The sequence below is a fragment of the Butyricicoccus sp. AM32-19 genome, assembly GCF_003480365.1.
Lineage (GTDB): Bacteria > Bacillota > Clostridia > Oscillospirales > Butyricicoccaceae > Agathobaculum > Agathobaculum butyriciproducens.
In genome coordinates this window covers 699-3221 of the sequence record NZ_QUIX01000036.1, presented here as the reverse complement: position 1 = coordinate 3221, position 2523 = coordinate 699, and the positions used below count along the sequence as shown (strand labels likewise).

The window sequence follows — 2523 nt, the reverse complement described above, 5'->3', positions numbered from 1 at the left end:
TAGCGGTCTAATGCGTCCTAAATTGCCCGATTTTTGCTCCTTGATGTATAATGTCTATACATCAAATCTTGAAAGGGGCAAACACATTTGAACGCAAAAACCGAGCTTATCAAGCGACTTTCCGACACTTTTTCTGGCGGTACGCCGCTGACGGCGGAAGCACTGACCGCTATCATGAAGGACTACAATATCACGCGCGAAAGCGACGAAACGAGGAGCGACCTGCGCCGCCGGATCAAGTATTATCTGGGCGCGAAACGCATTGACGGCTTATCCGACAAGACCCTGGGGAACTACCGCTGCAACCTCGAAATGTTTGCCGCCAAGGTGAACAAGAGCGCTGCCAAGGTAACGACCGACGACATTCGCGGCTACATTTCGTATCTCGATGAAACGCGCCACCTGAAAGACACGTCGCTGCAAACGCACATCAACACACTGCGTGCGTTCTTTGGGTGGCTTCATGTCGAGGAGAAGATCAAGAAGAACCCGATGAGCAAGATCAAGTCCTTGAAATTGGACAAGAAGGGTGCCCGCCAGGCGCTGACCGTCGAAGAACTGGAACGCCTGCGCGATGCCTGCAAGACGTACCGGGAGAAAGCGCTGATCGAGTTCCTTGTGTCTACCGGCTGCCGTCTGAGCGAAGTCGCGCAGCTGCGTGCGGCGGATCTCAATCTCGCAGATCGGTCGGTGCAGGTCACCGGCAAGGGCGACAAAGACCGTGTGGTGTACTTCTCGGTTCGCGCACGCCTGATGATTGAGGAGTACATGATGCAGCGCAAGGGCGGTGACGGTCTGTTTGTGTCCAGCAAATCGCCCTACGAGCCGCTGAAACCTCGGGCGATACAGCGCATCGTCCACAACCTGAGTGAGCGCGCCGGACTGGAGGGCAGGGTACACCCGCATCTGCTCCGGCACACGTTTGCGACCCATGCGCTCAACGGCGGCATGGACGTAACCGTCATCCAACGGCTGCTCGGTCACGAGGACATTGCAACGACACAGATCTACGCCGAACTGAACGAGGAAGGTGTACGGCATCAATACAATAAGTATGTGGCGAACTGACCACAGAAAGGGGTAACCATGAAAGTAAATGACATCAAGGCTCTGGACTACCGGACGGACGGTGACCTGCTGACGATCCCGTTTGCGGAAACGTCGGTCGAGGCCGTGCTTGCACTGGATTCCGCTGTGCTCACGGTCAAGACCGATGCCGGTGATACGGTGGAAGTGCTTGCCGGCTACGCACTCCGGTCGGTCACGGTGGACGCGAAGGACCCGACCAGCGTGACGGCTGTGTACACCCGTGCGGTGGACGGCACAGCGGCGGCGCTGGACACGATCTCCGCCAAGCTGGTCGAGAGCGAGAAGGAGAACAAGCTGCTCAAGGCGCAGGTCAGCGCCGCGACCGATCAGCAGTCTTTTTATGAGGATTGTATTGCAGAGATGGCAGAAGTCGTTTATGCGTAAGTTAATCAACAAAATCAAGGAAAAGTTTGAAAGGACGGTTATTATGATGGCAATGCTTTTTGCACAGCGTGTGATTCTTGGTAAGTGTGAGTTCGAGCAGGTGCCCGCGAAGCTGAAAAAGCAGGTAGCGGGAATCCTGATTGATGAGTGCGGTATGCCCGAGGTTGTGCCGAGCGAGTTCGGCGGTACGAAGGACGCAGAAACCGCGTAAACGGCTGCACGGAGCGCCCACTCTATCCGCACCTCATGAGGCACACCTTCGCGTCGCATGCGCTGTCGGCCGGCATGGACTTGACAGTTATTCAGCATTTGCTCGGGCATACTGACCCGAAAACGACGCTCATCTATGCGGAGATCAATCCAATCCGCGTACAGTACGAATATAATCGCATTATCGCGTAAGAAAGTAGGTAAAACCATGGATAAAGTAAACGATTTTAAGCTGGCCGTGACGGCAGTTGTCGCGCTGCTGACCTCACTCTGGGGCTGGTTCGGCTGGCTTGTAGTGCTGTTTGTGGGCTGCATGGCGGTGGATTATCTCACCGGCACCGCAGCAGCAATGCACCGCGGCGAGTGGTCGAGCAAGTCGGCACGAGACGGCATCTTTCACAAGATCGGCTCAGTTATTGTAGTAATGGTGGCCGGTGCGGCTGATCTGCTCATCGGCGCCATGCTCGGGCACCTGCCGGGCGTCGTACTGCCGTTTGAGTATACGACACTGCTGTGCCCGTTGGTGGTCGTGTGGTACACGCTCACGGAGTTGGGCTCGATCGTCGAAAACGCAGTTAACCTGGGCGCACCCGTGCCGCAGTGGCTCAAGAAGATGTTGTCCGCAGCAAAGGACGCAGTGGATAAATTAGGGGAGGAGAACGATTGATGAACATTCCGTTTGTGCCGTTACACGCTCACGGAGTTGGGCTCGATCGTCGAAAACGCAGTCAACCTGGGCGCACCCGTGCCGCAGTGGCTCCAGAAGATGCTGTCCGCAGCAAAGGACGCAGTGGATAAGTTAGGGGAGGAGAACGATTGATGAACATTCCGTTTGTGCCG

6 protein-coding genes are annotated in these 2523 nt (G+C 56.0%); all 6 read left to right on the top strand.

From position 1 onward, the window contains the following. The first annotated feature begins 87 nt into the window (after window positions 1-87). Genes xerA through DW806_RS14885 form a run of 6 tightly spaced genes read left to right on the top strand, consistent with a single transcriptional unit; the run spans window position 88 to window position 2503 of the window. Entirely contained in the window at window positions 88-1068 is a 981-nt protein-coding gene (gene xerA / locus DW806_RS14910; RefSeq protein ID WP_118730446.1) for a site-specific tyrosine recombinase/integron integrase, read from the top strand. 18 nt (window positions 1069-1086) lie between these two features. Next, complete coding sequence (locus DW806_RS14905; RefSeq protein WP_118730445.1) at window positions 1087-1473, top strand: hypothetical protein; 387 nt, start codon at window positions 1087-1089, stop codon at window positions 1471-1473. Then, a complete protein-coding gene (locus DW806_RS14900) occupies window positions 1466-1684 on the top strand; it encodes a hypothetical protein (RefSeq protein ID WP_118730444.1) in 219 nt (72 codons plus the stop codon). The genes DW806_RS14905 and DW806_RS14900 overlap by 8 nt, the downstream gene beginning before the upstream one ends. A gap of 35 nt (window positions 1685-1719) precedes the next feature. Next, the gene (locus DW806_RS16010; protein WP_118730443.1) at window positions 1720-1875 is read left to right on the top strand and encodes a tyrosine-type recombinase/integrase; all 156 of its coding nucleotides are present in this window, start codon (window positions 1720-1722) and stop codon (window positions 1873-1875) included. A gap of 16 nt (window positions 1876-1891) precedes the next feature. Further along, the gene (locus DW806_RS14890; RefSeq protein WP_118722244.1) at window positions 1892-2350 is read left to right on the top strand and encodes a phage holin family protein; all 459 of its coding nucleotides are present in this window, start codon (window positions 1892-1894) and stop codon (window positions 2348-2350) included. 12 nt (window positions 2351-2362) lie between these two features. Further along, a complete protein-coding gene (locus tag DW806_RS14885) occupies window positions 2363-2503 on the top strand; it encodes a phage holin family protein (protein WP_118730442.1) in 141 nt (46 codons plus the stop codon). Window positions 2504-2523 lie beyond the last annotated feature (20 nt).